The organism is Lysobacter terrae (genome assembly GCF_054782215.1).
In genome coordinates this window covers 377056-402953 of sequence record NZ_BAAGSX010000001.1, presented here as the reverse complement: position 1 = coordinate 402953, position 25898 = coordinate 377056, and the positions used below count along the sequence as shown (strand labels likewise).

Sequence of the window (25898 nt, the reverse complement as noted above, 5' to 3'; positions counted from 1 at the left end):
TTTTTCAAACGCGCTGCGGCGCGCTCTATTTCCCTATATGCGAGTCGTGTCGCGGCGCGCCATTACTTCCGACCGGGGTCCGGGCCGGCGTCATCGGCCATGCTTGGGATTCCGTCCCATGACCAGGAACCGTCATGACACTGCGTCCGCTCGTCCTTTCCGTTGCCTTGCTCACGGCCCTCGCTGGCTGTGCGAGCCATCCCGCTCCCGCCGAGGCGCCTCCTTCCGCGGCCGCCGCACAGGCGCCGGTGCAGGACAAGGCTGCCCGCCTTGAAGCGCTGTACGCGCAGTACTGGGAAGAGACGCTCAAGCTCAACCCGATCCAGGCGACGTTCCAGGGCGATCCCCGCTACAACGACCAGCTGCCCGACTTCCTGTCCGCCGACTATCGCCAGCAGACGCACGACTTCAACGAGCGCTGGCTCAAGGCGGTCAAGGACATCGGTTCCGACGGCCTCGATGGCCAGGCGCTGATCAGCTACGAAATCTTCGTACGCAACTCCGAGCAGTCGCTGGAATCCGAACAGTTCCCGGGCTGGATGCTGCCCATCGACCAGTTCAACAACATCGCCGGCTTCATCGCCCAGATGGGTTCGGGCACTAGCGCCCAGCCGTTCAAGACGGTGAAGGACTACGACAACTGGCTGGCGCGCGGCGCGCGGATTCCGGGCATCTTCGACACCGCCATCGCCAACATGCGCGAAGGCATGCAGACCGGCGTGGTGCAGCCCAAGGCGCTGATGGTGAAGGTGCTGCCGCAGTTCGACGCGCTGATCAAAGACAAGCCCGAAGACACGCTGTTCTGGAGTCCGATCAGCAATATGCCGAAGGACTTCTCCGCGGCGGACAAGGAACGGCTCACCGCCGCCTACCGCGAGCTGATCGGCCAGCAGTTGATGCCGTCCTATCGCAAGGTGCGTACCTTCATCGCCAACGAGTACATGCCGAAGACGCGCGCGACGCCGGGCATGGACGGGCTGCCCAACGGCAAGGCCTGGTACGCCTTCAACGCGCGCAACTCGACCACCACCGACAAGTCGCCCGAGGAGATCCACCAGATCGGCCTCAGCGAAGTGGCACGCATCCACGGCGAGATCCGCAAGGTGATGCAGCAGGTCGGCTTCAAGGGCTCGCTGCAGGACTTCTTCAAGTTCATGCAGACCGACAAGCGCTTCAACTTCAAGAGCGAGGATGCGCTGCTCGCGCATTACCGCGCGTTGGAAGCAAAGATCAACCAGAAGATCCCCGAACAGTTCTCGCTGATTCCGAAGTCGCCGTTCGAGATCCGCCCGGTGGAAGCGTTCCGTGCCAAGTCGGCCGCGGGCGGCCAGTACTACCCGCCGAGCGAAGACGGCTCGCGCCCCGGCATCTTCTACGTCAACACCTACGACCTGCCGACCCGCAAGACCTGGGACGCAGAAGACCTGTACCTGCATGAAGCCATCCCGGGCCACCACTTCCAGATCGCACTGCAGCAGGAACTGACCAACCTGCCGGCGTTCCGCCGCTTCGGCGGCGAAACGGCGTTCGCGGAAGGCTGGGGCCTGTACGCGGAATCGCTGGGCAAGGATCTGGGCGTGTACACCGATCCGTACGACTACTTCGGCTACCTGCAGAACGAACTGTGGCGCGCGATCCGCCTGGTCGTCGACACCGGCCTGCATAGCAAGGGCTGGTCGCGCGAGCAGGTAATCAAGTACATGCTCGACAACTCCGCCGAGTCCAAGACGCAGTCGACTGCGGAAGCCGAGCGTTACATGGCCATCCCCGGCCAGGCGCTGGCGTACAAGATCGGCGAACTCAAGATCCAGGAACTGCGCCACCGCGCCGAAACGGCGCTGGGCGACAAGTTCGACCCGCGCGAATTCCACGCCGAAGTGCTGAAGGACGGCGCCGTGCCGCTGTCGGTGCTGGAGGCCAAGATCGACCGCTGGATCGCAACGAAGAAGGGATAAGCACGCTTCCCAGTCTGTGCGCGGAGGGCCGGTCGATGACCGGCCCTTTTTTTGGAGCCGACCTAACGATCCAGCGGACTGACCACGGAGTCCAGTCTGGCCATCGCCTTTACCGCCTTCGGGCAAAAGGATCTCCTCGCCGGCGGACACTTACTTTGAGGCCGGCGGCCGGTACTCTGTTGCCGTCGTGGTCACGCCCAACCTGGAGGCATCTGCTGATTCGCAGTTGCACCCCTACTAGGCGATGGCCTAACAATTCATTCAAGCCGAAGCCGCTTCGCGGCTCGGCTTAATTCAGGCGTTAGGCCGCATGGACAGAGAAGTAGAACCCCAGCCCTCTCCTCACGTCGTTAGTCGCGGCGACATCTTCTGGGTCGCTGCCGACGAGACGAAAGGCTCGATTCCGGGGGTGCCTCACCCTCATGTTGTCGTACAAGAGGATGTCTTTAATCACTCTCGTATCAGCACTGTCATCGTATGCGCCTTGAGCTCAAACCTTCGCAAAGCCTCCGAGCCCGGCAATGTCCTGCTGGAGCCAGGTGAGGGAGGTTTGGAGCGGCAAAGCGTTGTGGTCGCCTCGCAAATATCCTGCATCTATAAAGCGCGGCTAGGCTCGCACATTGGGTCGTTGTCGCAGGCACGTATCGGCCAAGTTCTTTCGGGATTACGCTTTGTCCAAGAGGCCTTTCATCGCCGGGGCTAGAGCGCGAGATATGCGGCCTAACAATTCATTCAACCGGAAGCCGCTTCGCGGCTCGGCTTAATTCAGGCGTTAGGCCGCAGGAGCAAGATATGAAGCGCTTGTGGACAATCATCGGCGTAGCAGACGTAGCCCGCGCCTTCACGTGGTACCAGTCGCTCTTGGGGCTACCCGCCACGACACCTGCCCATGATTACTTTGGACAAATCCTCGATACGGACGGGACGGTATTGCTGTGCCTACACCAGTGGGGCGCGCACGAGCACCCCACCCTGGTCAGTCCAGATCGCGCGGGGACTGGAAACGGCCTACTTCTGTTCTTTCGCGTGGATGACTTTGACCAAGCGCTCAAGCGGGCACATAGCCTTGTCGCGGCGCTTGAAGAAGAGCCAAATATCAATTCCCACACAGGCACCAGAGAGTTTGCACTCCGTGATCCTGACGGTTACTACGTCATGGTCAGTGCGCTATCTGCGGCCTAACAATTCATTCAAACTCCGCAGCTCGATTCAATTCTGACGCTAGGATTTATGGGAAAGATCTCCACAACCATCTTGTTGCTAGTGGCTCTAGCGGCGCCAGTAGCGCTGCTCTTACTGCTCTGGCAGCAGTTCCACCTGCAGCCCCTGGTCGCGGCGGCTATTGCTGTTGCCACCGGCTGGGCCCTAAACGTAGCTTGGGCCTTCGCTGCTCAAGGCACCGTGTCCACCGACCCATCGCCGGCCAGCCGAAACGCTCTTTCAATCGCCGTGTACTTCGGTTGGGCATGCCCGGTCGTGTTGGTTCTCCTGACCTGGCTCGTCTGGCGTCTCGTCGCGTGAACACCCGAATTCAGGCGCGTTTGGTCGGTTGCTTCGCAATCAACCCAGGCCATGCTCTCGCGCATACTCAAAAAGCTCGACATCCGATTTCAGGCCGAGCTTCTTCATACCGTCCAACTTCTGCCTGCTGATCGTCTTGACGCTGCGGGCGCAGCGCTGCGCAATAGCGGACACTGACAGCCCGGAAACGAAAAGCCTAAATACCTCTGCCTCTCTCGGTGTCAACCTGCGCCCCGCTTTGGCTTTTGGGAATCTGGCCATACAGGTCCTGAAGCTCTGGCTCACGTACTCCCGTCCCCGACGTACAGCCTGTACTGCTGCGACCACATCCTGCACGTCCGAAGCTTTGTCGACGATGGCCAGGACGCCGCTCTTCATGAGCGCGATGTGTACGGCCGAATTCGCCATCATGGTGACTACCGCTATGGGTAACTGAGGGTGGTCGCGCCTGATCCCGCGGATGAGCGAAAGTCCATCCGCGAAGTCCCCCGGCATGGAATAGTCCGTCACCAGGATGTCGCAGTTAGTCTTCGCAAGGCACTCGATGAGTTCCTCCGCAGAGCGGGCCTTCGCGACCACTTGAACTTCCGGGATGCTGGCGAGCAGCGTCACGAGAGTGGCCAGTATCATGGGGTGATCGTCGGCGATCACCACGCGCGTTGGAGAGGTCTCGCTCTTGCGCTTCATTGCTGGCGCACATTGCGGACACACAGTTCCGCCTTGGCGATCGCTACGCCGATCAGGGGCAAGAGTTGCCTGCACATCGTGTCAAGCGAAGGGCCGTCCGCTTCCTGCTTGGCTTGCATCTCTATTTCGGCAAGCCGGCGGCTGATGGCGATTTCGCCCGCTTGATGAAATCCGGAGCGAAGTTTGTGCGACAGCTTCCCAGCTATGCGCCAGTTGCGTTCGGTGCACGCGGCTGTCCAGGCGTCCAGATCTTCATGCACGGACTGCACGAAAACCCCAAGCAGGTCGGCTACCGCCGCTTTGTCGCCTCGACAGATGCTCATTAGGTAGACGTAGTCTCCTAGCCGATCCATGTCCGGCGGAGCGATGCTCCATTGGCTATCGCTTTGCCGCTCGAAGCTTTGTGACTCTCCGCCTTGCGGATCAAATCTTTGCTGCTGGGCAGAGAGATCGGATGCTGGTCGGTAGGTGCCAACGGAACCCATATCGTTCACCATGATCATCAAGGTGATCCGATGCTGCACAGCTTTCGGTGCCGGCTCCATCAGGAAGCACGCAACTGCTGGTTGCAGAAACGACAATCGGCGCGCTGAGTCGGCGCAAGAAAACGGAGGAGCTAGTGCTCCTCCGATGGCCGGGCAGGCCGGGACATTTACCTCCCACATTGGGGGGGGAGATAGATGCCCTGGATCGATTCACCGATCCGCCCTATTCCTCCTCCGCCCGGCTAGGTGTGCAGGGCCCAGGTATTGCGGAGACGCCGATGTGTCGGTGTGGGTGCGCCCTGCAGTTGATCAGCACGGCGCACATGCCATCCAAGTCTCCAACCAGCGAGATCGGGTAGGAAGTTTGGCCTTCGTCCAGTGAGACGCGGATCTCCGCCTCCTGATCCTCGATGGACTGCAGCTCCTCGATCAGGCGCGCAACGGTCTTTCCCTTGCTGCCCGATCCAGAGTTGAAGGGCAGAAGACACGGACTCGACCTCGGTCGGACAGTCGACACCGTTCTCGCGTGATCCGCCGAAGCGACCTTCGCTCTACGTCGAATGAAGACCCTGCTGATTATGAGCCTTCGTAGTGAATCCACACCGGTGACGAGGAAGTAGGTCTTCCTTCCCAGCTGACACACACATTCGACAATGCCGTCTTCCGCCAATGCCACACAGAAGTCGTGGTGCACCGTGGTGCCGTACGGCTCGTAGCGATAGGCGCCTGGAACGAGAGGCGCCGAAGCTGCTACGAAAAGCCCTACCGGCTCCCCATTGAAGTAGAACTCGACCGCCTGATCAACATCCATATTGCTCGGACTCCAACCTTTGGCAGCTAAGACTGACGTTTGATCCGCCGCCCCTGAAGGGGGCGACGCCGATACTGCCCTGATTCCCTTGAAAACGGCGCGACCGGATTACGAACATCCTGTTCGTTCTCATGCAACACGAGACCGGATGGTTGGCGTGGCGGCGATGGTTGGTGCTGAGCGACGCCTTCCATTGGCTTGCTATTCGCACGCGCCACGCGCACTCATTCTTGGCAGTGGATATCGGCCGCGCGGCACCTGAAACTCCGTGTTTGGCAACGCGCAACCAATACTTTTGTCCAACGCGATATATAACTCGCGTTACCCACCCAGTTCCCTTGATACCGAACTTCTACCGACAAGAAGCACCATCCGATGCACGACCTTATCGATAACCTCTCTGCTATGGGCGATCACGAAACTCTGTCGTTGCTACGCAGATCGGGGTCGCACATGAACCAAGCCCATCCCACGGAGTTCTACCTCTACTTTCCCGAACTGTCCCCAGCGGAAAAGGCGTCGGCCCGCGTCGTGGCAAACGGCTATCGGGTGTCCGTGGAAACGTGCACGTTGAGTGGGCGTTGGCTGGTTCTTGCAGGCAAGTCCATCCTGCTCACCGCTGAAAACCTGGCTTTCGCGCGCTCGGAGCTGAGCGCGATTGCGGAGTCGGAAGGCGGTGTTTACGACGGCTGGGCCTCGCGCCTGATGCCGTCGCTGGCCGCCAACGCATTCGCAGAATCAACTGGTGAGAGCCACTAAGCCGCGAGCTTTCCCGCTGCGGCCTGCGCCTCAACTGCCATCGCATCAGCGTCGTTGGAGCGGGATACGGAACCACAATACATAGCCACCCGCCTGTGCTGGAACCAGTTCGATAGTCGCAGAAAGGTTGTTCATGAGCTGCTGGCTGATAGCCAAAGGCAAGCTGGCGGAAGGATTGCTGTAGAGCAAATCCCTCGTGGTCAACAAGGCACCGAACAACACGGCGGGGAAACCGACGGGGGAAGTCTCCAGCTCCACATCCATGCCCTTGTCATGGTGCAGCAGGGAAACTACCAGGCGCTTCTGGTCCAACCCATCGAGCGCGTGTACCACCAACCCCATCAGGACATGCCGTACGGCATTGAAGTCGACAGCCACCGGAACCGATCGCTCGGCGACATGAACCTCAAACTCGATGCCTCGCAGCTCGGCTTGCAATTGGAAGGCATCCTGTAGATAGATCGCCAGCTCGTGCAGGCTTCCCTGCTCTTCGCCTTGGCCATTGGAGGATTCGATGGCGCCCTGGAGACCGGCGGTTGACAGCGCCTCCAGACGGACGAGGGCACCGCGAATGGCTGCGACCGACCTCATCGACACTGCATCGTGCTCGAGGTGACCGGCCAGGAAACGAACATGGCCGGACATGAGGGCCACCGGGGACCGCATTTCCCGGATGACCGAACCCAACAGGCTGCTGCTCCGGAACGATACGCCACTCTCTTCATATATTTCGCTGCTGTCAGCCAAGCGCAGCGAAGTCTTCAGTTGGCGATGCAAGGCGCGGTGCTCGAGCAGCGCTTCGTTCTCCTTCTGCTGCCTTACGCGCAACACCTGCATCACTTCGGATGCATCTAACAGCACCAGATGGCGAAGACTTCCTTCAGCGAGAACATGGATGTCCGCGTACCGATCGGTCGATACCTCCACCGCACTCAGGGTCTCCGTGATCGAACCATCTCCGATCAGAAGGTCGTACATCCGGAGAAGCATTTGCTCCGCCGTGTCGTCCACTCCGACAAACTGGCGCACGTCGCCGACGACGTCCATGACCCTGCCGCGTTCGTCGAACGTAATGACGACCGGCGACTGGTCCTTGCCTCGCGACTCGCTCCGTCGCAACCGTTTCGTGGTTTTCATGGCGCCACCGCCCCCGCAAGCAGGGAGAAGGCTTGCTCGACCCCTTCGGCGGTTTTCGCGCTCACCGTAATTACGGGCAACTGTTGCTGAAGTGCCAGCATCCTGGCCGGCGTGACGGCCCAGCGGTCGGCGAGGTCGGACTTGTTGAGGACAAGAATGGCGGGCACGTCGCGGCCGAGCAGTTGAGCCGCTTGTTCCCGCAGATACAGCGCGGTATCCACCGTCTCCTGGCGCGAGCCGTCCGCCACCAGCAAAAGCCCCTGGGTGCCCTTGATGTAGCTCGATGACAACTGAGTGAGTGTGCTGGCTCCGGCGATATCCCACAGCACGATCCGCAGCTCCTTGTCGGCGCTGAGGCTTACCAACTTACTGTCCACCTTGACCCCGACGGTGGTCAGATATTTTTCGGAGAAGGTGTTCCGAACACCTCTGGCGACAATGCTGGTCTTGCCAACTGCAAAGTCACCGAGGAGACATACTTTTCTTGAGACGGACATCATGGCTAGTTGGTAGGTGTGGCGGCGACAGGACTAACCGGTGCCATGCATTCGCAGACAGGCTTCCGGGCAGCTCGTTGGATTCCACCTCTCGTCCGGGCGGACGCTGGCGACATTAGCCTTGCTGGGGCACATACTTCACGGCGAAGCGCTCCAATGAAGGGAGACCGGCCAATTTTTCGCTGAAGAAGTTGACGATCGCTTGCAGTTTCGGAGAGCCCCTTCTGCTGGGCGGGTACACGACCGAGATGGGGCTTGGCTTCGCGACGAACTGGGGCATGACGATCATCAGCGAGCCAGACGACACAGGCTCATCGAGCATGTAATCCGGCAGCATGGCCAAGCCGAGGCCGGCACGCGCGGCGTCGAGCAGCTGGAAGTTGCAGTCGCTGCGCATCCTCTCGTTGACTCGCACCAGGCAATCTTCACCGTCGGCGGAGAATTGCCATCCGTCGCCTCCGACGTTTGCATGTAAGAGACAGGAATGGGATTCCAACGCATCGACCGACTGCGGAGTCCCGCGTTCCTTCAAGTAGCCCGCGCTTGCAACCAACCAGTACCGGCAGTGCCCCACGGTCTTTGCCACCATCCCCGCGTCCAGCAACGAGCCGATGCGCAGTGCCAGGTCGAATCCGGAATCGTGCAGATTGCCCACAGTATCGTCGGCACGAACTTCTACCTTCAGCTCGGGGTAGAGAGAGGCGAATTCGGAAAACATCGGCGAGGTGACCAGCAGATTGAAGCACTTTGGCACCAGCGTCCGGATACTCCCACGAATCCCGCCATGGAAGCCTGTCACGAAGTCGTTTGCGGATTCGATGGACTCCAGGATGCGGACACATTTGGCGTAGTAGACCGCGCCCACCTCCGTTGGCCGAACCCGTAGCGCATTTCGGTCGATGAGCGAGACACCCAACTGCGCCTCCATGTCGCTGATGCGACGACTGATGACCGACTTGGAGACCCCTATACGACGGGCCGCGATCGTGAAGCTGCTTTCGCTGATGACCGCCACGAAAGTCGCCATGCCGGACACGTCGACCAATGCATCACCGCGAATCGAGGTTCCGGCAGTGAATACGTCCTGATTCATAGCCACCATCCGCAAGCTGCAGCCAGCCGATGAGTGTCACCAGGCCTGTCCGTTAAAGCCGCGCCTCTCGTGTCGAGTTCACATACGGGAAGAAGCCCCCCTTCGTCCAGAACGGGTCGTGGGGAATTCGGTTGAAGCGACATGATCTCCACTCTCCACTGGGTCAACTAGCGGTGTTCTCCTTCCGCATTCGGGCCCTCGCAGCTCGCGGCATTTCTGCGACGACTGCGAATATAGGTGCGCCTTCGCAAGCCAGACATTGGGAAAAGTCTTACTTCGCGGTGAACCGACATCGGTTCCGTCGCGTACCCCGTCGCCTTCCGAAGGGCGTCCATGCGGAAATGACTCTGCGTTGTGCGCGGCACAACGCTGCCTCCTGGGAATCTTGGCTCCAGCTTGAACATCTGGATCCGTCAATAATCTTGCATCGCTTGCCGACCAGGCGATCGCGGAGATGAGCAACCATCTGTTGCGGATAACGAAACCTCTCCCTAGGCGCCGCCCCCCGACTCGTGCAAACTCGGGCAGCGCCCCAACAATTGGTGGGTCTGAACCCGTCGCCGCCCGTGGGAACCATCTCGAATCTGAAAGATTGGCTGGCCCGTAGATCCCAGCCGGAGTTGCCGCCGGTCACGGTGGGCGCATTCGGCTTCACCGTTGGCTCTGCCTTCCTCGCCTGGCAAAACGTGTCCGAAGTATGGGGCTATAAGGCGGACCGCCTTACCACGGATGAGGTCTTTCTCGAGTTCGCCGCTGGCGGTCTGACCATCGAGGTTGGCGAGGGGCAACCGGGCTTCCTCGACCTGGAGGCAGCGATGATCGCCGTGTTTCCCACGACTTCAACGTGGCGCCAAGCGGTCCTGTATCCGGCTTTTGCCCGTAGCCGAACGCTGTTGTACCGTCGCGGCTGACTCTCACCACGAGTCCGACAAGAATCGAGGAGCCCACCATGACTAACAATCCTGTTGGCTGGTTCGAAATTTACGTGCAGGACATGGCACGAGCGAAGGCTAGGCCAAGTTTTCCATCGGCCAGTACGGTTTCATTGCCCTAGTGAACGACACGGAGGGCAACATGATCGGACTGCACTCATTGCAATGAATGGCCAGCCAATGCACGTGTCAGCCGTGAGCCAAGCGCCGATCGCCACCACGCTGCTTAGCGAAGAGGGCGACTTCCTGCTGCGCGCCTACGACATGGCGGATGCGCAGGCCCTGCATGCGGCCGTACGCGATTCGGTGGAATCGCTTTCGTATTGGCTGCCTTGGTGCCATGAGGACTATTCGCTCACCGATGCACAGGCGTGGGTGGCCTACTGCACGAACGCCTGGGCCGACCGCTCCGAGTTTCCCTTCGGCATCTTCGACCGCGCCAGCGGCGCCGTACTCGGCGGCATCGGCCTCAATCGCATCAACGGCCTCGACCGCTCCGCCAATGTCGGCTACTGGGTCAGTGCACCGCACCGTGGACGGGGCATTGCGACCCGCGCCCTCGCCCTGGCCGCAGCCTTCGGCTTCGAGGAACTCGGCCTGGTCCGGCTCGAAATCGTCGCGCTGGCGCAGAACCTCGCCAGCCAGCGCGTCGCGGTGAAAGCGGGCGCCACCCGCGAGGTGGAAGCCCGCAACCGGCTCATGTTCCAGGGCCGCCCCGCCAGCGCCGTGGTGTTTTCGCTCATTCCTGGCGATGTCCCGCAGATTCGCGCGCCGCTCCCCTGACTTTCGACACACCTCCCCGGCCCGCCGCCCGGCTAATGTCGCGGTTTGCCCCGCCTGCGGGGTGATGTCCATGCCTTTGGCCCCGGAGCCTGTCTGAACATGAATGCCGCAAAGAAGCCGCAAGTCCTGATGTTGTCCCTGGCCGTCGCAGCCGCGCTCGCCGGCTGCGCCAAGAAAGAAGAACCCGCAGCGACCGCGACACCCGCGACCGCCGACGGCGCGTTCAAGCTGGACGAGAGCAAGTTGCCGCCGGTGAATCGCTTCGCCATCGGCGATCTGGATGCGGCCAAGGACGCTTGCGTCGACTTCAACGGCTATGCCAACGGCAAGTGGCTGGCCAGCAACGCCATCCCCGGCGACCGCACTTCGTGGGGCTCATTCGAAATGCTCGGCGAGCGCTCCAAGGCCGTGCAGCGCCAGCTGGCCGAGCAGTCCGCGGCGAAGACGAATGCCACCGGCGTCGAGAAGATCGTCGGCGACCTCTTCGCCACCGGCATGGACGCGGAAAAGATCAACGCGCAGGGCATCGCGCCGCTGAAGTCGCGCCTGGACGCGATCGGCACGCTCGACAGCAAGGACAAGATCGCCGATTACCTGCGCACCAGCGCGGCCGAGGGTGAAAACGTCCTGTTCAACTTCTTCTCGTCGCCGGACTACAAGGACTCGACGATGAACATCGGCGTCGCCTTCCAGGGCGGCCTGGGTCTGCCGGACTCGACCTACTACACCGATCCGCAGAAGAAGGACAAAGTCGATCTGTACCAGGCCCACGTCGCCAAGGTGCTCGAACTGTCCGGCGTCGCCGCGGCCGATGCCGCGCAGCAGGCCAAGGACGTCGTCGCCTTCGAGACGCGCCTGGCCAAGGCCTCGAAGTCGCGCGCAGAGCTCTCGCGCGATGCCGAACTGTTCTATCACCCGGTCAGCCTCGCCGACGCCGACAAGGTCTCGCCGAACTTCTCGTGGAGCAAGTTCTTCGAATCGCAAGGCGTTGCAGCGCCGAAGATGTTCTCGCTGGCGATCCCGGCCTTCCACGCCGAGGTCAGCAAGATGCTCGACGACGTGAAGCCCGCCACCTGGCAGTCCTACCTGCGTTACCGCACCGTCGACACGGCTTCGCCGTTCCTGTCCGATGCGTTCGTGCAGGAGAACTTCGCGTTCTACAACCAGAAGCTGAGCGGCCAGAAGGAACTCAAGGAGCGCGGCAAGCGCGTGCTCGATCTGATCGAAAACCAGGCCGGCGAGACCATGGGCCAGCTCTACGTGAAGGTCGCCTTCCCGGCCGAATCGAAGGCGCGCATGGAAACGCTCGTGCAGAACATGCGCGAGGCGCTCAAGGCGCGCATCGAAAAGCTCGACTGGATGAGCGACGAGACCAAGAAGAAGGCGCTGGAGAAGTGGGCGGCGTTCACGCCCAAGATCGGCTACCCCGACAAGTGGCGCGACTGGACCGGCCTGAACACTTCGCGCGACAGCTACATCGGCAACGTGCTCGGGTTGAACGAGTTCAACTACAAGTGGGACATGGGCAAGATCGGCAAGCCGGTGGATCGCACCGAGTGGGGCATGCCGCCGCAGATGATTAACGCCTACTACAACCCGTCGCTCAACGAGATCGTCTTCCCGGCCGCGATCCTGCAGCCGCCGTTCTTCGATCCGAACGCTTCGGATGAAATGAACTACGGCGGCATCGGCGCGGTGATCGGCCACGAGATGACCCATGGCTACGACGACCAGGGCAGCCGCTTCGGGCCGACCGGCAACTTCGAGGTGTGGTGGACCCCTGCCGACGCCAAGGCATTCGCCGGCCGCACCGACAAGCTGGTCGCGCAGTTCAGCGGATACGAGGCCGCACCGGGCAAGCACGTCGATGGCAGCCATACGCTCGGCGAAAACATCGCCGACCTCGGCGGCCTGGCCACGGCCTACGATGCGATGAAGAAGGCCACCGACGGCAAGCCGGATCCCAAGACCGACGGTTTGACGCGCGACCAGCGCTTCTTCCTCAACTGGGCGACGGTGTGGCGCCGCAACTTCACGCCGGAAGAGCTGGAGAAGCGCATCACCACCGACGAGCACGCTCCGGCACCGTTCCGCGCGGTCGGCGCGCCCTCCAACCTGCCGGCGTTCGCCGCGGCGTTCTCGTGCAAGCCGGGACAGCCGATGGTGCGCGAAGGCGACAAGCAGGTAGTCATCTGGTAAGCGCGTGACCTCGCGCATCGGATGATGCAACGAAGGCTAGGCCGCCGGTCTCCGGCGGCTGACCCGAAGGCCCGGCACTCGTCGTCCGGGCCTTCTTTTTTGCCTGGCGAACAATGAGCAAGCCGTTCGCAGGGCCCTTGTTACACTCGGGCGCCCCTCCACCGGACCCGTTCGATGCGCACCCCACGCCCTCTCGCATTGGCCCCGATCGCGGCACTGATCGTCACTCTGATTGCAGGCGCAGCAAGCACCGACGCACAGGCCGCGAAGAAGAAAGCCAGCAAGGCGAAAGCGCCGGCGGCGACCAGCGTGACCGCATGCAGTGATTTCTACAGTTACGCGAACGCCAGCTGGTTGAAGGCGAACACCCTGCTGCCCGACGTGCCCTCGCTGTCCGCGATGGAACAACTCGGCGACCGCGCGCGCCAGCAGCAGATCGATCTGCTCGATGCGGCGATGACCGCGCCGCGCGGCAACGTGCAGAAACTGCTCGGCGATTTTTGGGCCAGCGGCCTGGATGAAGCGGCGGTAGAACGCGATGGCTCCAATCCGATCGCGCCCCTGCTCGGCCGCATCAACGCGATCAAGAAGGCCGGCGACGTGTCGGCGTCGATCGCGGCACTGCATCAGGTCGGCATCCCGGTAGCCTTCAACTTCGGCGCGGACATCGATCTCAACGATCTGGACCGCCACATCGGTTACTTCAGCCAGGGCGGATTGGGGCTGCCCGATCCCGCGTACTACACACGCTCCGATGCCGACACGCGCAAGCTGCTCGGGCTCTACAACGGCTACGTGCAGAAGATCCTGGTACTCACCGGCACCCCGCAGGACAAGGCCGCCGCCGAAGCCGCACAGGTCATCGACCTGGAAACGCGCATCGCACAGGCCAGCAAGCCACTGACCGATTTGCGCGACCCGCGCACGAACTACGCGCCGGTGGCGGTTTCCAGCCTGGCCAAGAGCTACCGCAAGTTGCAGCTGGCCGAGTTCCTCAAGGCGCAGGGCGTGAAGGACGACGCCGTGTCGATCGCGAATCCGCAATTGTTCGCACAGCTGGATTCGCTGATCGCTGCGGTGAAGCCCGCGCAATGGAAGGTGTATCTGCGCTGGCGCGTCGGCGATGCCGTGGCGCCGTACATGGCGCGGCCGTGGCGCGACGCCAGTTTCGACTTCCGCGGCCGTGTCCTCGGCGGCCAGTCCGCGCCGCCGTCGCGCCAGCAGGTGGTGCTCGATGCGATCAACCTCGCGGCGGGCCCGATGCTGGGCCACGAATACGTAGCCCGTTTCCTTCCCCAAGCGACGCGAACACGTGCCGAAGAGATCGCCGACAACGTACGCAAGGCGCTGGAGGCCGCCACCGACGGCGATCCGCGTCTGGGCGAGCAAGCACGCGCCGAGGCGAAGGCGAAGCTGGCCGCACTGAAGATCGAGATCGGCGCACCGCGTCGCGATCTCGACTACAGCGTGCAGCCGATGGGCCGAGGCAGCTTCGGCAGCAACATGCTGATCGCGTCCACTTGGCGGCATCGCGAAGAAATGAAGCGCATCGGCCGCGGCAACGCCGATCGCCGTTGGGACGTGCTGCCGCAGCAGCCCGCCCTCGCCTACGACCTCGCTGGCAATCGGCTCATCGTCACCGCCGCGGTACTGCAGCCGCCGGTCCTCGATGCGGTCGACAGTGTGGCGACGCAGTACGGCGCATTTGGCGCGCTGGCAGGCCGCGAGCTCAGCCATGCCCTCGACAACCGGGGCCGCCTCGTCGACGCAAAAGCGCAGGTCCGCGACTGGTGGTCACCCGCCGAGATGTCCGCCTGGGATGCCCTGGCCAATCGCGTGGCCGCGCAGTACGGCGCTTACGCCGTGCCGCTCGCCGGAAGCAAGGTCAACGGCAATCAGGTGCGCGACGTCGCGATCGCCGACCAGGCCGGCGTCGAACTGGCCTGGGCCGCTTTCAATGCGACGCAGTCCACTCCCGCGAAGGACGCGCGCCAGGCCTTCTTCAACGGCTGGGCGCACCTGTGGCCGCAACAGCTGACCCGCGAAGCGGCCGCCGAACACGCCGCGAACAGCGTCTATCCACCCGGCCAATGGCGGGTCAATGGCCCGCTGTACAACTTGCCTGCATTCGGCGATGCGTTCGCATGCAAAGCGGGGACGGCGATGCAGGCGAAAGCGGATCAGCGCGTCGTCGTGTGGCCTGCTTCGGCCCCGGAAAATACATCCAAGAAGTAGGCACGCGTTGCGCTAGGCACCGCGCCGACGGTTGCTCACTTGCTGATCTTCGCCACATTCGGGTAACCGAAGAAGACGGGGATCCGCACCTCCATCGGCGCCTTTTGGGCATGTGGATAGTATTCGTAGACACTCGCGCATGAACGCAGAGCCGCCCCAATTTTTGGAGTTGGAGAAAAGTTCTCCAGCACCACGCGCCCCACACTCCCATCCGGCATGATCTGCACGAGGTAGGACGCATATCCGGCCGTACGACTGATCACGCCGCTGCATAGATGCACGGCGCGTATGCGGGGTTCATCGGCAGCCGGGCCCCTCGAACTTGCCTTCACCGCTCTGGCGTCGGTCGCATCGATCGCAGCGAGAATCGCCACGCCGCTCTCCCCTTTCAGATACTCATTGAGATCGGCGCTGATCAGGGCGCGATCCAAGCGCGGCCGCGCGGCCCGCCATTCGCGATCCGCTCGCACCAGCAGGTCGGCGTTGTAGCCCGATCGCTCGAAGCTGTCGTCGGTGCGATCGTAGGCGGCTCTGTGCCTGAGCAGATAGAGATAGACCTGGGTCCATTTCATCGCCTCCCTGGCCTGCCCATTCCGAAGCGCCATCTCGGCCAGATCAGCGAAGGTGAGGAGATTGCCCAATTGTGCACTGCGCAGCAGCAGCTCGTGCGCCTGCGTGTCATCCCGCTCGACAGGGTTGCCTGGCAGGTCGGCTCCATGGCGGTACAGCAAGCCGAGCGAGCGTGCCGCATCCGGGCAATGCACCCGCTCCTTGAGCAGATGTAGCTGCTCCTGTCGCACTTCCGGCGCCGCCTCGGGATCCAGAAGGTCAAACAACCGGTAGGAGTTACTGTCGTCGTCGCAGGAAGGAGCCGGATCTGCGTAGGCATTGAACCCCAGGGCGCAGATCAGCGCGGCGAATAACCACTTCGGCATTCGCTTTTCCTCAACGAACGATGCGTGGACTGAAACGGCCGCGGCGTCGGCCGCGGCCAAACGGCGGCTTCCCGCTCCAATACCGCAGCAGCAACCATCCGAACAGCATGCCGCCCAAGTGGGCGAAGTGCGCGACGCCCGGCTGCCAACCGTTCAATCCGAACAGCAGCTCGGCGACGGCATACAGGATTACCAGCGTACGCGCCTTCATGGGGATCGGTGGGAACAGCAACATCACGCGCTGGTTGGGGAACATCAGTCCATACGCGAGCAACAGGCCGAAGATGCCGCCGGATGCACCGAGCGTCGGATACGGCTGCCCGCCCTGCGACAGGGTCCACCAGCCCACCGCCAACTGGCAGAGCGCAGCACCGACTACGCAGACCAGATAGAACGTAAGGAAACGCTTCTGGCCCCAGACGTATTCGACCTGCGAGCCGAACATCGCCAGGGTGAGCATATTGAAGACGATGTGCGGAAGGCTGCCATGCAGGAATGCATAGGTCACCAACTGCCACGGCATAAAGCCTAGGGAGAACCAATTGCCGTCGATGCCGATAGGCCACAACGCGAGCGTGTAGAACTGCTCGTCGCCTACGAGCCACTGCAGGAGAAACATCAGCCCGTTGGCAATCAACAGGCCCTTGGTCACGGGGGGAAGTCGGGAGAACATCGGGCACCTCGGGGGATGCCACATGGTAGCGGCAAGCGGCATCCACCGCGTCGCGACGTGGCTGGAATCGTCAGCGCTTGGGCGCCGGCGTTGTCTTCGACCTTGAACCGACCTTCGCAGCGGCCTTCCGAACCTTCTTCGCAGCAGACTTCACGCCATGCCGGTCTTGGTCTTGGACGCGGTCGACACGCGCCGCGACGGCGATAACGGCGGCGCGCCCCAGATTTCCGCATCCAACGCCTGTTCCGGCGTGACGGCCGCGTTCTGGCCGCGTACGCGGCCGTTCTCCACCCTCACGCCTTCGCTGCGCAGGCGGGCACTCTGTTCACGCCAGCCCTCGGAGCCTTCCGGGAATGCGATCCGGCCGTCCGAACGCAGCACGCGATGCCAAGGCAGGCGGCGGTCTTCGTTCTGGCTGAGCAGGCGCGCCACCAGGCGCGCGCGGCCCGGCAGGCCGGCGCGGCGGGCGACTTCGCCATAACCGGCCACTTCTCCCTTCGGAATCGCGCGGATCGCCGCGAGGATGCGTTTGGTCGTGTCCAGGTCCATCGCGGTAGCATAGCCGCCGATGCTGCAGACGGTCCCCCGGCCGCTTGCCCAAGACGAACGCAAGGAGCCCTATGGTGCGCAACTTCGAATCCCTCCGCCGCCACGTGAAGACCGCCGGCTACAACGCGACCCTGCACGAGGAGGACGTGATCTGCATCGAGCTGTCGCTGGAGAAAGGCACCCGGCACCAGTCGATCTTCCTGTCCGAACTCGACGACGACGATGGGCGCCCGTATCTGCGCGTGAGCACCGCGATCGCGCCGACCACCGGCATGGATGCGAAGCGCGCGCTGGCGTTCAACTGGCAGAGCGTCGTCGGCTATCTCGCGATCGGCGATCTGGACGGCGTGCCGTACCTGCAACTGGTCGAGAATCGCCCGTACGAAGGGCTGGACGCGGCGGAAATCGATCGCCTGGTGCTGGAAATCGGCGGGCTGGGCGATCGCATGGAACGGATGATGTCGGCGGGCGGCGATCTGCTCTGAATCCGGTGCAGTGCGCCACGAAAAAGGCCCGCATAGCGGGCCTTTTTTATTGCATGTCGTACGCGAGCGTCACGTCCAGCCCATCGCCTCGATCAGCTTGAAAAGCCCGTACGCGACACCGGCAGCGGCTGGAAGGGTCAGGATCCAGGCCCACACGATGCGTTCGATCACGGTCAGCTTGAGCTTGCGCGGATTCTTGCCGAAGCCCACGCCCATGATCGCGGTGGAAATGCTGTGCGTGGTCGAGACCGGCATGCCGAAATGCGCGGCGGTCACCAGGATGGTGGCCGAAGCGGATTCGGCGGCGAAGCCGTCGATCGGATGCAGCTTCACCATTTTGTGGCCCAGCGTCTTGATGATGCGCCAGCCGCCGGCAGCGGTACCGGCCGCCATCACCAGCGCGCACGAAACCATGATCCAGCTGTCGATGTCCTTCTCACCGCCATCGGGATGCAGGAACGCCAACCACGATGGCAGTCCATCCAGTACGCCCGAGCTCTGCGCGCCGAAGATCGCCAGCGCGATGATGCCCATGGTCTTCTGCGCATCGTTGGTGCCGTGGGCGAAGCCCATGTAGCCGGCCGACAACAGCTGCGCCTTGCCGAAGAAGGCATTGACCCAGCGCGGCCGCGCCGCGCGCGCCAGCGCGCCGCGTGCGCGCTTCATGCCGGCGATGATCGCGTACAACAGCGCGAGGATGAGGAAGCCGAGCAGGAAGCCCGCGACCGGCGAACTCACCATCGGCAGCAGCACCTTCCACAGCAGCCCCTTGTTCGAGGTCCAGCCTTCATCGCCGAGCTTGGACCAGATCAGCGCGGCCCAATTGTTGTGCGCCGCGGCCATCGCCGCACCGCACAAGCCACCGATCAGTGCATGCGACGACGACGACGGCAGTCCGCGCCACCAGGTGATCAGGTTCCACACGATCGCACCGGCGAGCGCGCAGATGATCACCTGCGAGCTGACATGGACCACGTCGGTGTTGATCAGGCCGGAAGAAATCGTCTTGGCGACCGCGGTGCCCCAGAACGCACCGATCAGATTCATCGCCGCGGCCAGGATCACGGCCTGCCCCGGCGATAGGACCTTGGTCGCCACGACCGTCGCGATGGAGTTGGCGGTGTCGTGGAATCCGTTGATGAACTCGAACAGCAACGCCATCGCGATGACGACGATCAGGAGGGTCAGCATGACCGGCGCCTCAGCTGTTCTTCAACACGATTTCGTAGGCGACCACACCGGCCTCGCGGCAGCGGTCGATAGCCTTTTCCAGGATCTCGAAGAATTCCTTGAGCAGGAACATCTGCAGATGGTCGAGCTTGCCGGAGTAGATGTCGCGGTACAGCTCGAGCATCAGGCGATCGGCTTCCATCTCGATCGAGCGCAGCCGGTCGTTGAGCTCCTTCATGCGCTCGAGCTTCATGTTGCGCAGGTCGTGGACCATCTCGACCACGACCGCGGCGGCCTGTTCCAGCATCGCCGCGCGCGGCGCGAAATCGATGCCCTGCAGATGGGTCAGGGCCAGCGAGTAGCGGTCGGCGAACTTCTCGACCTGCTTGGGGATCTTGTACAGCGCGGTGCCCAGCCCTTCGATGTCTTCGCGCTCGATCGGGGTGATGAAGCTGTTGACCAGCTCCTGGCTGATCTTGTCCGAGGCCTCGCGTTCGCGCTGGCGTGCCAGCTTGAAGGCATCCAGCGAAGGCGCCCGCCCGGTGTCCTTCAGCATCGCGTGCAGGGCCTTGGTGCTGTCGTGCGCCGCGTTGGCGGCCGCTTCCAGCAGCGTATAGAACTGCATGCCTTGGCCGAAGATGGTTTGCAGGGAGAACATGCTGGAGAGCCTCGTCGTCGATCTGGCAGCGGAATGGGCCGGTTGGCGGCGACGGATTATGACGGTTCGGTGACATGGAAGCCCACCCCCCGGCGATCCCGGCCGCTTGTCCCGGGCCGCCGCGGCCCCCAATACGAAGGGACGGCGTCCTTTCCGCATGCCGGGGCGCCGACAGGTAGCCTGCTAACATCCCCCCGCCCACGCTGCCGCCTTCCCATGGACGACGACCCAAAACCGCAGTTCCCCCCCGCCGCGCCCCCATCCTTCGGCGCTGACTTCCCCCTCATGGAACGGCCCGGATGCTGCATTTCCTGATCGTCCTGGCCCTGATCCTGTTCAACGCCTTCTTCGCGATGTCGGAGATGGCGGTGATGACATCCCGCAAGACCCGCCTCAAGCAGATGGCGCTGGGCAGCCGCCGCGCCGCCAAGGCGCTGGAGCTGGCCGAGCACCCCGAAAGCTTCCTGTCGGCGGTGCAACTGTGGATCACCTTGCTCAGCCTGCTGACCGGCTATTTCGGCGGCGAGTCGATGGGCGTCGAAATCGCGGCGCCGCTGCGCGATATACCGCTGCTTGCGCCGTATGCGGGCAAGATCGGATTCGCCTCCGGCTTCCTGCTGATGCTGTTCCTGTTCGGGCTGATCGGCGAACTGGTGCCCAAGCGCATCGGCACGCTGCGTCCGGAGCAGATCGCCGCGGCGGTGGCCTATCCGATGGACTTCTTCGCCAAGGCGGCCAAGCCCTTCGTGATGGCGCTCGCGTGGTGCACACGCAACGTCATGCGCCTGATCGGCCTGGGCAGCAGCGGCGGCGAGCGCGTGACCGAAGAGGAAATCCGCATGCTGGTGAGCGAAAGCCACGAGCAGGGCGTGATCGACGCCGACGAGCGCAAGATGATGCATCGCGTGCTCAGCCTGGGCGATCGCACCGCCGAGAGCCTGATGACGCCGCGCATGCGCATCGCCTGGCTCGACGCCTCCGCCAGCGCCGAAGAGAACCTCGCCGCGATGCGCGAGCATCCGTATTCGCGCTACCCCGTGTATCGCGGCAGCGACAGCGACGTGCTCGGCGTGCTCGAAGTGAAGCTCCTGCTCGACCGCATCGGCAGCGCCGAGGTGGACCTGTTCGGCGACCTGCGCGAGGCGCTGTTCGTCTCCGAATCCACGCACGCGCTGAAGCTGCTGGAGATCTTCCGCGAAGAGCAGCAGTCCTTCGCCCTGGTGGTCGACGAATACGGCGACGTCAGCGGCGTGGTCACGGTCAACGACCTGATGGGCGCGGTCATGGGCCGCGTCTACGACACGCTGCACGACGAGACCGACGCGCACGAACCGCCGGTCGTCCAGCGCGAGGACGGCTCCTGGTACATCGATGGCGCCCTACCGCTGGAAGAGCTGCGCGAACTGATCGGCGGCCGCCGCCTGCCGGGCGAGGAAGAGCACGACTTCCACACCGCCGCGGGCATGGTCATCGCGCATTTCGGCCGGATTCCCCACGTGGGCGAGAATTTCGACTGGGACGACTGGCGGATCGAAGTCGTCGACCTCGACGGCCCGCGCATCGACAAGCTGTTGCTGCAGTACACGCGCAAGGAAGAGGAAACGCAGGCCGATGACGCCGCCGAATAAGCACCGGCCGGCCGAGGCGCCGGAAGCCGACGCGCCCGAAGTCAGCACACCCGAAGTCAGCACGCGTGTCCTGCTGGACCGCTTCGCTCAGGGCGATCCGAACGAGGTCATCCGCCTCGACGACGTGCTCGGCGGCCTGGAGGAGCGCGCCTTCGGCATGCTCTTGTTCCTGTCGATCCCGACCGCCTTCATTCCCGGCGTGGCCGGCGTCATCAGCGGCCCCTTGGTGATCCTGGTGGGCGTGCAGCTGCTGTTCGGACGCAACGAGCCCTGGCTGCCCGACTTCCTCAGCCGGCGCGGCCCGCACCGTCACGCCATGGCGACGTTCCGCAACAAGCTCGGCCCGTGGCTGACACGGCTGGAACGCGTGGTGAAGCCGCGCGCGCACGTGCTGCTCGATCACCCCATCGCCAGCGCGTTCACCGGGCTCAACCTGGTCCTGCAAGGCGTACTGCTGTCGCTGCCGATTCCGTTTACCAACGTGCTGTTCGCGATACTGCTGCTGGTGTTCGCGCTGGCGCTGTTGGAGCGCGACGGCCGCTTGCTCGCTTCCGCCTGGGTCGCGAGTGTCGCGGCCATCGCGGTATTCGGCGTGCTGTCGGGCAGCCTGGCCTCCGCGGCCACGCGCTGGATCGACATGCTGATATAAGGCGCCGCGCCGCAGCGCCGCTGCGGTTACAGCAGCGCCTGGAATTCCGCCATCGTCAGCGGATGACCCAGTAGATAGCCCTGGGCCAGGTCGCAATCGCGTTCGCGCAGCAGGTCGTACTGCCCTTCGCGTTCGACGCCTTCGGCGATGACGATGATGCCCAGCGAATGCGCCATCGCGATGATCGCGGTGGTCAGCGCCAGATCGTCCGGGTCGCGCAGGATGTCGGCGATGAAGCTGCGATCGATCTTCACGCCGTCGATGGGCACGCGCCGCAAATGGCTGAGTCCGGAGAAGCCGGTACCGAAGTCGTCCAGCCACACCTGCACGCCGGTGCTGCGCAACTGCGACAGCAGCGCGCTGGCCAGGGATTCGTCGCCGAGCACGGCGGTCTCTGTGAGCTCCAGATGCAACTGGCCCGGATCCAGACCGGTGTCGTGCAGCACGCCGGCCACGATCTGCGGCAGATCGCCGGTGCGCAGCTGACGCGGCGACAGATTGACCGAAACGAACAGCGGCTCGCGATCGCCGCGCTTGTCGCCCCAGCGCACCGCGTCCTGGCAGGCCGCGCGCAGCACCTGCGGACCGAGCGTTTCGATCAGGCCGCTTTGTTCGGCGACGTCGATGAAGACGGACGGCGCGATCGTGCCGTGTTCGGGATGTTCCCAGCGCAGCAGCGCTTCCGCGCCCAGCAGCGCGTTGTCGGAAACCCGGTACAACGGCTGATACACCAGACTGAGTTCGCCGCGATCCCAGGCGCCACGCAGTTCGTGCTCCAGATGCACGCGGCGCTCGACCGCCTGATCCATCGCGCGGCTGTAGAAGCGGTAGCAGTTCTTGCCGGCCACCTTCGCCTGGTACATGGCGATGTCGCCGTTCTTCATCAGCGCGTTGGCGCCGGAGGCGTCCTGCGGGAACAGGGTGATACCGATCGACGTGCCCAGGAACACCTGGCGCTCGTGCACGGTGATCGGCTGGCCCAGTTCGATGACCAGCGCTTCGGCGAGGCGGCTGGCCACCTCGCGCGCGTCCTGGCCGGTCTGCGCGTCGGGCTCGACCAGGATCACGAACTCGTCGCCGCCGAAGCGCGCCAGTGCCGCACCGGCGCCGCCGATGCGGCGCACGGTTTCGCGGATGCGCTGGGCGAACTGCAGCAGCACCTCGTCGCCGGCGTCGTGGCCGAGCGTGTCGTTGACGCGCTTGAAGTCGTCGATGTCCGCGAACAGCAGCGCCAGTTGACGGCCCGCGCCCTGCATCTGCAGCAGGCGCTCGTCCAGCGTCTCGCGGAAGGCGAGGCGGTTGGCCAGGCTGGTCAGCGCATCGGTGTAAGCCATGCGGCGGATTTCGCGATCGTGGCGCGCGACCGAGGTGTTCATCCGGTTGAACGCGCGCAGCAGATCGCCGACTTCGTCGTTGCGGTTGCTGACCGGCGTACGCGCGGTTTCGAAATGCCCCATTTCGATCGAGTGCGCGGCATCGGCCAACTGCCGGATCGGTTGCACCAGGAAGCGCTGGATCAGCCACAGCATCAGCACACCCAGGCCGATCAGACTGGCGCTGAGCACCACCACCCACAACAGCTGACGGCGCGCCAGTTCGTCCAGGCGCGTGCGCAATTCGCCGACGGCCGCGTCCTGGTCGTTGCGCAGGCCGCGCAGGTCGAAGCCGACGCGGACGCCGCCGATGCGCTCATTGCCGATCATCACCGGCGCAGCGACGTCCATCACCTCATCACTGAACTGCGTGAGCAATTGCGGCGCGGCGATCGCCTGCGGCGCCATCGCGTCGTCCATGCGTTTGCCGTAGCTGGGAATTTCCTCGCTGCCGTCGTGCAGGATGTTGCCTTCGGCGTCGAAGACCAGCACGTAGCGGATGCCCGGCTGGTTGAGCGCCGTGCGGCTGAGCGCGCCGATCGCATCGAGGTCGAAGTAGTACAACGGGTTCGCCAGCGAGTCCGACAACTGCGTCACCAGCCCTTCGCCCTGGCGGCGCAGGCTGGCGCTGACGATGCGTTCCATGCCGTCGCGGGTGACGGTCTCGACTTCCGACTGCATGCGCGCCTGCCGGCTCCACAGCAGCGTCATCAACGCCAGCACCACCAGTAGCGCTAACGCCATCAGGGCAAGGAAGCGGGCCTGCAATCCGTAGCGAAGATTCATCCGCGGCAGGCCCTGTCGATCGCTCGCATGCGTCCTCGCCTCATTCCACTTCGCTACGGACACGGGCTACGCCATCGGCGAGATTGTCCAGTGCGTGCTTCGAGGCCGTGTCGACCGGCAGGAAACGCGTGGTCTGGAAGAAGCCCTGCAGGGCATCGCGCGCCTGCGGATCCTTCGCCGCATCGCAGAGTATCTGGCGCAGCCGCGCCTCGACCTTGGGATCCAGATCGCTGCGTACCAGTTCGAGCGCACGTGGCACATCGCCGGTCTGGCCGATCACGCGCAGGTCCTGGCGGAATGCGGTCGGTACCCGGCGCGGATTGTCCCAGTCCAGATTGCTCATGACGCCCACGTCCACCAGACGCTTGTGCACCCAGGTGGCGATGTTGAGTTCGGAGCGTGCGAAGACGTAACCGACGACGCTGGAATCCAGCTTGTCCGTGGGCGACAGCAGCAGTTCGAGCGAGTTGCCGCGATGCAGGAGCTCAGTGGCCGGCAAGAAGTACGCGCTGGTCGAACTCGGCCGCTGGAAGGCGACGCTATGCCCGCGCAAATCGTCGAGCGAGCGGATGTCGCTGTCGGCGCGGGCGAAGAAAACGGAGTGGTAGTGGCTGGTGCCGTCGCGCTCGGTGAGCAGCAGCGTCTTCGCCCCAGCGCGCTGCTTCAGCAGCATGCCGGTGCCGGCGGTTTCGGTGACCCAGTCGACGCGGCCGCGGCGCAGGTAACTGGCCATCTGGGTCGCGTCCTTGGCCATCAGGATGCGGCCCTCGCGGATACCGACGTCCTTCATCCGCGGCACCACGTAATCGAGCAGGGACTTGAGCTGTTCGTAATGCGCCTTCGGATCGTCGCTGATGCGGCCGATCACGAGCACGCCCGGATCTCCGGCCAGGGCCGGCAGCGGGAGCAGGAGGACGAAAGCGAGCGCCAGGGCGGCGATACGTCGCAATGGGGCAAACAGACTGGCGCTCAAGCAGGCGAACCGGAATGCAGACGACGCCGCAGACTAAAGCAAAAGGTCGAGCTAGGCGAATGCTCTTCACGCCGTTCCGTGTGCGCTATGCGCCGCCTATCCGACCCCTACTCCCCGCCCCTTTCCCCGGCCAGGCGGGCCATCCGCTGGGCGTCGGCGAGTACGCCCCGCAAAATCCGCACCTCGCGCGCATCCGGCTGGGCGCGCAGGAACAGGCGGCGCAGTTTTCGCATCGCCGATTCGGGGGCGCGGCCCTTGTGGAAATCGATGGCGTCCAGGGTTTGCGCCAGCTGGGCGAAGAACCCTTCCATTTCGGCATGGGGCACCGGCTCGTGGCGCTCCTCTTCGTCGGGCGCTCCGCCGGCCCCCAAGTCGCTCGCCAGCGCCGCCAAGCGCACTTCGTAGCTGAGCACCTGCACGGCCATGGCGAGGTTGAGCGAGCTGTAGTCCGGATTGGCCGGGATGTGCACCGCGGCGTGGCAGAGCTCGTATTCGTCGTTGCTCAGCCCGGTGCGCTCGCGGCCGAAGACGATGGCGACCTGCGCACCACCCACGGCGTCGCCGACGGCACGCGCGCCGGCCGCGTGCGGGTCCAGTTCCTCCAGGGCGATGCGGCGGCTACGGGCGGTGCAGCCCAGGACCCGCTGGCAATCGGCGACGGCCTCGGCCAGGGTCGGGAAGGTCACCGCCGCCGCCAGCACGTCGTCGGCGCCGGCCGCCAGGGCGTAGGACTCGGCGTCGGGCGCGCGCTCGGGCGCGACCAACACCAGCCGCGACAGCCCCATGGTCTTCATCGCCCGGGCCGCCGAGCCGATGTTGCCGGGGTGCTGGGTGCCGACCAGAACGATGCGGATGCGCTCGGCGGCAATGCTTTGGCCTGGGGAACGGCCGGTCGTGGAATCGGTACTCATGCGGGCCAATGGTA

25 protein-coding genes are annotated in these 25898 nt (G+C 63.8%); 11 read left to right on the top strand and 14 right to left on the bottom strand.

Annotated elements, in window-relative coordinates:
• Window positions 1–134 precede the first annotated feature (134 nt).
• From ACYVJ8_RS01995 to ACYVJ8_RS01985, 3 genes are all read left to right on the top strand, one after another.
• Complete coding sequence (locus ACYVJ8_RS01995) at window positions 135–1955, top strand: DUF885 domain-containing protein (protein WP_460709220.1); 1821 nt, start codon at window positions 135–137, stop codon at window positions 1953–1955.
• Between the two features lie 310 nt (window positions 1956–2265).
• Window positions 2266–2658, top strand: coding sequence for a type II toxin-antitoxin system PemK/MazF family toxin (locus tag ACYVJ8_RS01990; protein WP_460709219.1), 393 nt, complete (start codon window positions 2266–2268; stop codon window positions 2656–2658).
• An 89-nt stretch (window positions 2659–2747) separates the two neighbouring features.
• Window positions 2748–3137, top strand: coding sequence for a VOC family protein (locus ACYVJ8_RS01985; RefSeq protein ID WP_460709218.1), 390 nt, complete (start codon window positions 2748–2750; stop codon window positions 3135–3137).
• Window positions 3138–3515: 378 nt separating this feature from the next.
• On the opposite strand, the gene ACYVJ8_RS01980 is transcribed toward ACYVJ8_RS01985, so the two are convergent.
• The 3 genes from ACYVJ8_RS01980 to ACYVJ8_RS01970 all read right to left on the bottom strand — a co-directional run bounded on the left by ACYVJ8_RS01980 (window position 3516) and on the right by ACYVJ8_RS01970 (window position 5459).
• Window positions 3516–4163: a response regulator gene (locus ACYVJ8_RS01980; protein WP_460709217.1), complete on the bottom strand. Its 648-nt coding sequence runs from the start codon at window positions 4161–4163 to the stop codon at window positions 3516–3518.
• Window positions 4160–4666 (bottom strand): hypothetical protein, encoded by a 507-nt coding sequence (locus tag ACYVJ8_RS01975; protein WP_460709216.1) that lies wholly within the window; start codon window positions 4664–4666, stop codon window positions 4160–4162. Before ACYVJ8_RS01975 ends, ACYVJ8_RS01980 begins: the two co-directional genes overlap by 4 nt.
• 205 nt (window positions 4667–4871) lie before the next feature.
• The gene (locus ACYVJ8_RS01970) at window positions 4872–5459 is read right to left on the bottom strand and encodes a hypothetical protein (protein WP_460709215.1); all 588 of its coding nucleotides are present in this window, start codon (window positions 5457–5459) and stop codon (window positions 4872–4874) included.
• Between the two features lie 375 nt (window positions 5460–5834).
• Here ACYVJ8_RS01970 and ACYVJ8_RS01965 point away from each other — a divergent pair, with 375 nt between their 5' ends.
• On the top strand, window positions 5835–6218 hold the full coding sequence (locus ACYVJ8_RS01965; protein ID WP_460709214.1) for a ribonuclease E inhibitor RraB: 384 nt from the start codon (window positions 5835–5837) through the stop codon (window positions 6216–6218).
• A gap of 45 nt (window positions 6219–6263) precedes the next feature.
• On the opposite strand, the gene ACYVJ8_RS01960 is transcribed toward ACYVJ8_RS01965, so the two are convergent.
• The 3 genes from ACYVJ8_RS01960 to ACYVJ8_RS01950 form a co-directional block, all read right to left on the bottom strand.
• Window positions 6264–7355: a sensor histidine kinase gene (locus ACYVJ8_RS01960; protein WP_460709213.1), complete on the bottom strand. Its 1092-nt coding sequence runs from the start codon at window positions 7353–7355 to the stop codon at window positions 6264–6266.
• The gene (locus ACYVJ8_RS01955; protein ID WP_460709212.1) at window positions 7352–7855 is read right to left on the bottom strand and encodes a Rab family GTPase; all 504 of its coding nucleotides are present in this window, start codon (window positions 7853–7855) and stop codon (window positions 7352–7354) included. The genes ACYVJ8_RS01960 and ACYVJ8_RS01955 overlap by 4 nt, the downstream gene beginning before the upstream one ends.
• 112 nt (window positions 7856–7967) lie before the next feature.
• Complete coding sequence (locus ACYVJ8_RS01950) at window positions 7968–8945, bottom strand: LysR family transcriptional regulator (RefSeq protein ID WP_460709211.1); 978 nt, start codon at window positions 8943–8945, stop codon at window positions 7968–7970.
• Window positions 8946–9487: 542 nt separating this feature from the next.
• Here ACYVJ8_RS01950 and ACYVJ8_RS01945 point away from each other — a divergent pair.
• The 4 genes from ACYVJ8_RS01945 (at window position 9488) to ACYVJ8_RS01930 (ending at window position 15094) form a co-directional block, all read left to right on the top strand.
• Window positions 9488–9856, top strand: coding sequence for a hypothetical protein (locus tag ACYVJ8_RS01945; protein ID WP_460709210.1), 369 nt, complete (start codon window positions 9488–9490; stop codon window positions 9854–9856).
• Between the two features lie 216 nt (window positions 9857–10072).
• Window positions 10073–10660 (top strand): GNAT family N-acetyltransferase, encoded by a 588-nt coding sequence (locus tag ACYVJ8_RS01940; RefSeq protein WP_460709209.1) that lies wholly within the window; start codon window positions 10073–10075, stop codon window positions 10658–10660.
• 126 nt (window positions 10661–10786) lie between these two features.
• Window positions 10787–12859, top strand: coding sequence for a M13 family metallopeptidase (locus ACYVJ8_RS01935; RefSeq protein ID WP_460710992.1), 2073 nt, complete (start codon window positions 10787–10789; stop codon window positions 12857–12859).
• Window positions 12860–13033: 174 nt separating this feature from the next.
• Window positions 13034–15094 carry a M13-type metalloendopeptidase gene (locus ACYVJ8_RS01930; RefSeq protein ID WP_460709208.1) on the top strand — a complete coding sequence of 687 codons (2061 nt, stop codon included), beginning with the start codon at window positions 13034–13036 and terminating at the stop codon, window positions 15092–15094.
• 35 nt (window positions 15095–15129) lie between these two features.
• On the opposite strand, the gene ACYVJ8_RS01925 is transcribed toward ACYVJ8_RS01930, so the two are convergent.
• The 3 genes from ACYVJ8_RS01925 to ACYVJ8_RS01915 form a co-directional block, all read right to left on the bottom strand.
• The gene (locus ACYVJ8_RS01925; RefSeq protein ID WP_460709207.1) at window positions 15130–16029 is read right to left on the bottom strand and encodes a hypothetical protein; all 900 of its coding nucleotides are present in this window, start codon (window positions 16027–16029) and stop codon (window positions 15130–15132) included.
• A 10-nt stretch (window positions 16030–16039) separates the two neighbouring features.
• Window positions 16040–16702, bottom strand: coding sequence for a rhomboid family intramembrane serine protease (locus ACYVJ8_RS01920; protein ID WP_460709206.1), 663 nt, complete (start codon window positions 16700–16702; stop codon window positions 16040–16042).
• Between the two features lie 150 nt (window positions 16703–16852).
• On the bottom strand, window positions 16853–17251 hold the full coding sequence (locus ACYVJ8_RS01915) for an MGMT family protein (RefSeq protein WP_460709205.1): 399 nt from the start codon (window positions 17249–17251) through the stop codon (window positions 16853–16855).
• Between the two features lie 74 nt (window positions 17252–17325).
• Between ACYVJ8_RS01915 and ACYVJ8_RS01910 the strand changes: the two genes are divergently transcribed.
• A complete protein-coding gene (locus tag ACYVJ8_RS01910; RefSeq protein ID WP_460709204.1) occupies window positions 17326–17736 on the top strand; it encodes a hypothetical protein in 411 nt (136 codons plus the stop codon).
• Window positions 17737–17805: 69 nt separating this feature from the next.
• Here ACYVJ8_RS01910 and ACYVJ8_RS01905 read toward each other — a convergent pair whose 3' ends face one another.
• The gene (locus tag ACYVJ8_RS01905) at window positions 17806–18927 is read right to left on the bottom strand and encodes an inorganic phosphate transporter (protein WP_460709203.1); all 1122 of its coding nucleotides are present in this window, start codon (window positions 18925–18927) and stop codon (window positions 17806–17808) included.
• Window positions 18928–18937: 10 nt separating this feature from the next.
• Window positions 18938–19564, bottom strand: coding sequence for a DUF47 domain-containing protein (locus ACYVJ8_RS01900; protein ID WP_460709202.1), 627 nt, complete (start codon window positions 19562–19564; stop codon window positions 18938–18940).
• A 299-nt stretch (window positions 19565–19863) separates the two neighbouring features.
• Here ACYVJ8_RS01900 and ACYVJ8_RS01895 point away from each other — a divergent pair, with 299 nt between their 5' ends.
• Together ACYVJ8_RS01895 and ACYVJ8_RS01890 are read left to right on the top strand one after the other, a co-directional pair.
• The gene (locus ACYVJ8_RS01895; RefSeq protein WP_460709201.1) at window positions 19864–21192 is read left to right on the top strand and encodes a hemolysin family protein; all 1329 of its coding nucleotides are present in this window, start codon (window positions 19864–19866) and stop codon (window positions 21190–21192) included.
• The gene (locus tag ACYVJ8_RS01890) at window positions 21176–21841 is read left to right on the top strand and encodes an exopolysaccharide biosynthesis protein (RefSeq protein WP_460709200.1); all 666 of its coding nucleotides are present in this window, start codon (window positions 21176–21178) and stop codon (window positions 21839–21841) included. The genes ACYVJ8_RS01895 and ACYVJ8_RS01890 overlap by 17 nt, the downstream gene beginning before the upstream one ends.
• Window positions 21842–21867: 26 nt before the next feature.
• On the opposite strand, the gene ACYVJ8_RS01885 is transcribed toward ACYVJ8_RS01890, so the two are convergent.
• The 3 genes from ACYVJ8_RS01885 to ACYVJ8_RS01875 form a co-directional block, all read right to left on the bottom strand.
• On the bottom strand, window positions 21868–24000 hold the full coding sequence (locus ACYVJ8_RS01885; protein WP_460709199.1) for a putative bifunctional diguanylate cyclase/phosphodiesterase: 2133 nt from the start codon (window positions 23998–24000) through the stop codon (window positions 21868–21870).
• Window positions 24001–24040: 40 nt separating this feature from the next.
• Complete coding sequence (locus tag ACYVJ8_RS01880; protein ID WP_460709198.1) at window positions 24041–24973, bottom strand: phosphate/phosphite/phosphonate ABC transporter substrate-binding protein; 933 nt, start codon at window positions 24971–24973, stop codon at window positions 24041–24043.
• Between the two features lie 107 nt (window positions 24974–25080).
• A complete protein-coding gene (locus ACYVJ8_RS01875) occupies window positions 25081–25884 on the bottom strand; it encodes an RNA methyltransferase (protein WP_460709197.1) in 804 nt (267 codons plus the stop codon).
• Window positions 25885–25898: the final 14 nt, after the last annotated feature.